At 72.3% G+C, this 4,574-nt stretch carries 4 protein-coding genes; all 4 read left to right on the forward strand.

Going from position 1 to position 4,574, the window contains the following annotated elements:
- On the forward strand, window positions 1-1,591 hold a 1,591-nt coding region (locus L995_RS17725; RefSeq protein ID WP_047472821.1), incomplete at its 5' end, for an acetate--CoA ligase family protein.
- A complete protein-coding gene (locus tag L995_RS17730; RefSeq protein WP_047472822.1) occupies window positions 1,588-2,610 on the forward strand; it encodes a Bug family tripartite tricarboxylate transporter substrate binding protein in 1,023 nt (340 codons plus the stop codon). The genes L995_RS17725 and L995_RS17730, both read left to right, overlap by 4 nt.
- Before the next feature lie 25 nt (window positions 2,611-2,635).
- Complete coding sequence (locus tag L995_RS17735; protein ID WP_047472823.1) at window positions 2,636-4,021, forward strand: DUF1254 domain-containing protein; 1,386 nt, start codon at window positions 2,636-2,638, stop codon at window positions 4,019-4,021.
- Between the two features lie 8 nt (window positions 4,022-4,029).
- Window positions 4,030-4,574 (forward strand): DUF1254 domain-containing protein (locus L995_RS17740; RefSeq protein ID WP_047472824.1); only part of this gene is annotated, 545 nt, incomplete at its 3' end.

The raw sequence follows: 4,574 nt of genomic DNA on the forward strand, positions 1-4,574 counted from the left end.
CTATGCCTACAGCCTGGCGCGCGAGCGCGGGCTGGGCCTGTCGCTGTGGGCCACCACGGGCAACGAGGCAGATGTGCAGCTGGCCGATGGCCTGGCCTGGCTGGCCCAGGACCCCGAGACCGACGTGATCATGGCCTACATGGAAGGCTGCCGCGACGGCCCCCGGCTGCGCGCGGCCCTGGCCCTGGCGCAGGAGCGTGGCAAGCCCGTGGTCATGTGCAAGGTGGGCACCAGCGCCCTGGGCGCGGCCGCCGCCGCATCGCACACCGCCTCGCTGGCGGGCAACGATGCCGTCTATGACGCGGTGTTCCGCCGCTACGGCGTGCTGCGCGCGCATTCCATCACGGACTTCTTCGCGCTGGCGGCCAGTGCCTCCATCGCGCGGGCTCCCAAGGGGCGGTCCATCGGACTGTTCACGGTCTCGGGCGGCGTGGGCGCCATGATGGCCGACGACGCCAGCGCAGCCGGCCTGGACGTGGCACCGCTGTCCGATGCGGCCCAGCGCCAGCTGCGCGAATGGGTGCCGTTTGCCGCGCCGCGCAACCCCGTGGACATCACGGGCCAGGTCACCAACGACATGACGCTGTTGGAGCGCAGTGCCCGCCTGATGCTGGCCGACCGGCAGTTCGACAGCTGGCTGGGCTTCTTCGCGGCAGGCGGCCTGTCCGACGCCTTCTGGCCCGTGCTGCAAAGCCTGGTGCAGACGCTGCGCACCCACCATCCGGACACCCTGCTGGCCGTCAGCACGCTGTGCCCGCCCGAGCGCCGCGATGCGCTTGAGGCGCTGGGCTGCCTGGTGTTCGCCGACCCGGGCGCGGCCATACGCTGCATTGGCGCGCTGGCCCGCCTGCATGAAACACCGCAGGCGCTGCCCTCGATGGCCGATGCAGGCAGTGCGCTGCACCTGGCGGCGGGCACGCTGTCGGAGCAGCGCAGCATGGCCCTGCTGGCCGAGGCCGGCGTGCCCGTGGTGCCGCACCGGCTGGTGCGCACGGCGGCCGAGGCAGCGCAGGCCGTGCAGGCCGTGCAGGAGATGGGCGGACGCATTGCCCTCAAGGTCTGCAGCGATGCCATCGCCCACAAGTCCGACGTGGGCGGCGTGGCACTGAACCTGGCGGATGCGGCCGGCGCCCAGGCCGCCTTCGACCGCATCCTGGCCAATGCGCGCCAGGCCCGGCCCGATGCGCACATCGACGGCGCGCTGGCCGCCCCCATGGTGCAGGGCGGCGTGGAGTGCATCGCCGGCGTGCACCGCGACCCGGTGTTCGGCCCGGTGCTGATGTTCGGGCTGGGCGGCATCCATGCCGAGATCCTGCGCGATGTCTCGCTGCGCCTGCTGCCCATCACGCGCGACGACGCTGTGGCCATGGTGCGCGAGCTGCGGGCCTTTGCCGTGCTGGACGGCGCGCGCGGCCGCCCCCGCGTGGACCTGGACAGCATTGCCGACACGCTGTGCGCCCTGGCCGGCTTTGCGCAGCGCGCAGGCGCCACGCTGGAAAGCGCCGAGATCAACCCCCTGATCGCCCGCCCGCGCGAGGACGGCGGCTGCGTGGCCGTCGATGCGCTGGTCATCGGCAGGGAGGCTGCATGAAAGCCAATGCCCATTCCATCTCCCGCCCGGAGGCCACCATGAACACACCCCTGCTGCGCACCGCCGCACTGACCTGTCTTGCCCTGGCCTGCAGCGCCGCGCCGGCCCAGGACGGCTATCCCGCCCGGCCCGTGCGCATCGTCGTGCAATACCAGGCCGGCGGCTCCACCGACACCGTGGCGCGCATCCTGGCCGAGGGCCTGGCCAAGCGCCTGGGCCAGCCCGTGGTGGTGGACAACCGCAGCGGCGCGGGCGGCATCATCGGCACCGAGCATGTGGCCAAGAGCGTGCCCGACGGCCACACCCTGCTGCTGACCGTGCCCGGGCCCATCACGGCCAACCTGGTGCTCTACAAGAAGCTGCCCTACGACCCGCGCACCGAGCTGCGCATGGTCTCGGACGTGGTCTCGCCCTCCATGGTGATGGCCGTCAACCCGGCCGTGCCGGCCAAGGACTTCAAGGGCCTGGTCGAGGCCGTGCGCCAGTCGCCGGGCAAGTACGCCATGGGTTCCTGGGGGGCGGGCACGCAGCCGCACCAGGTCCAGGTCTTCATGGACAAGGCCTACGGCCTGCAGTCGCTGCACGTGGCCTACAAGGGCGAGGGGCCCATGTCCATCGACCTGATCAGCGGCGTGATCCAGATGACGCTGGGCTCGGCCGCCACGCTCAAGCCCTTCATCGACGCCGGCAAGCTGCGCGCCCTGGCCGTGGCCGGACCGCGCCGCAGCAAGGCCCTGCCCGATGTGCCCACCTTTGCCGAGCAGGGCTACCGCGAGCCCGTGTATGCCATCACGGGATCGATCTCGCTGATGGCGCCCGCGCGCACGCCCGACGCCATCGTCGAACGCCTGGGCCGCGAGGTCGCCGCCGTGATGCGCGAGCCCCAGGTGCGCCAGCGTGTCGAGGCGCTGGGCCTGGAGGCCCAGGGCAACAGCCCGGCCGAGGCCAGCGCCGCCTACGCCGCCTTTTTGCCCGTGGCGCTGGACCTGGCGCGCTCCACGGGCGTGACCCTCGACTGACCCCCCTCCTGCCCTGAAGAAAACAATGGACATGAACCCGACCCCTCCCTCCCTGCCCGAAGTCCGCCGCGCCCTGGCGCGCTCCATCGGCCTGGCCGCCTTTGTCTACGGCTATCCGCTGATAGAGACCTACCGCACCTGCCGCCTGCAGACCGATGCCGGCGCCGCACGCGCCACCGGTTTGGGCCTGGACATGCGCGGCGACTTCGACACGCTGCACCACAGCCAGCGCCCCTCCACCCATGAGGACCGCGACGTGGTCACGCCCGCCAACGACCTGCTGTACTCGCTGGCCTGGATCCACCTGGCCGACGGCCCGCGCCTGCTGACCGTGCCCTCCAGCGCCGCGCATCCGGGCCGCTATTTCGTGCTGGCCCTGTACGACGCCTATACCGAGAATTTCGAGAACCTGGGACCGCGCAACTGCGCGCCCGAAGGCGAGACCGTGGTCCTGGTCGGGCCGGGCGGCCAGGTGCCGGAACACCTGGCCGGCCACCGTCTGGTGCACTGCCCCAGCAACCTGGTCTGGCTGATCGGCCGCACCGTGGTGGGCGATGCGCCCGACTGGCCTGCAGCCCGCGCACTGCAGGCCGACATCCGGCTGGAGCCCGCGCCGGGCGTGCCGAAAGGAGGCCGCCCGGCCGCCGTCACGAACTGGGTCGGCCCGCCCGTGGACGCCATGGCGGCCGCCTTCGAGAACCAGGAGCCTGCGGCCGAGGTTGCGCCGCGCTTTTTCACCAACCTCTGCCATGCGCTGGCCGAGGCGCCCGGACGCAAGGAGGACCAGGGACTGCTGGCCTGGTTCGGCCAGGCCGGCCTGGTGGCCAGCGCCCACATGGCGTGGGAGCAGCTGGAGGAGCCCGTGCGCGAAGGCCTGACCGAGGGCTTTGCCGACGGCGTGCGCACCGTGGCCGCCATGGGGCGCAACCGCCGTCCCCGGCCCTGGACCATGACGCCGTCCACCGGCCGCTACGGCAGCGAGTACCTGGGCCGCGCACGCACCGCCTACCTGGGCCTGGGCGCGCTGGCCACCAGCGAGGCCATCTACGCGGCCGCCCACCACGACGCAGGCCTGCAGCCGCTGGACGGCAGCCAGCGCTATGTGCTGCGCTTCAATGCCGCCGACATGCCGCCGGCCGACGCCTTCTGGTCCGTCACGCTGTACGACGCCGACCGCTTTCTCTACGGCAACGAGATCGGCCGCCACTCCATCGGCGACCGCACGCCGGGCTTGCTGCGCGAGGCCGACGGCAGCCTGCAGATCGACCTGGGCCATGCCCGGCCGGCACAGGGCGCCGCCAACTGGCTGCCCACGCCGCACGGGCGCTTCTACCTCATCCTGCGCATGTACCACCCGCAGGCAGGCGCGCACCAATGGCCTGTTCCGCCCCTGCAGCCCGTGGCCGCATGAGACACGCCATGGACCTGAGCACCCTGGCCGAGGAGGCCGTCATCCACACCTGCCCGCTGTACGAGATGCGACGCATGCGCGCGGCCACCTCGCCCCGGCGCAATGCGGCGGGCGAGGCTGCGCCCGCACCGCTGCGCTGGTGCAACCAGTTCGTGCATGCGCGCCAGCTGCTGCGCGCCGGCACCAGCCGCGTGGTCACGCCCAACAACGACACGCTCTACACCAACGCCTGGCTGGACCTGGGCGCCGGGCCGCTGGTGATCGACGTGCCCGACACGGCGGGCCGCTACTACGTGCTGGGCCTGCTGGACTTCTTCACCAACCCCTTCGCCCACCTGGGCCAGCGCCTGACGGGCACGGCGGCGCGCTCCTTCCTTGTCACGCCGCCGGGCTGGCAGGGGACGCTGCCGCCACCGTTCGATGCGCCCGGCGCACACATTGCCGCGCCCACGCCCTGGCTGTGGGTGATAGGCCGCATCCTGGTCGATGGCGAGCACGACCTGCCCGCCGTGCACGCGCTGCAGGACGGCTTTGCGGTGCGCCCGCTACGCGG

It is taken from the genome of Delftia sp. ZNC0008 (genome assembly GCF_000799035.1).
Lineage (GTDB): Bacteria > Pseudomonadota > Gammaproteobacteria > Burkholderiales > Burkholderiaceae_C > Comamonas > Comamonas tsuruhatensis.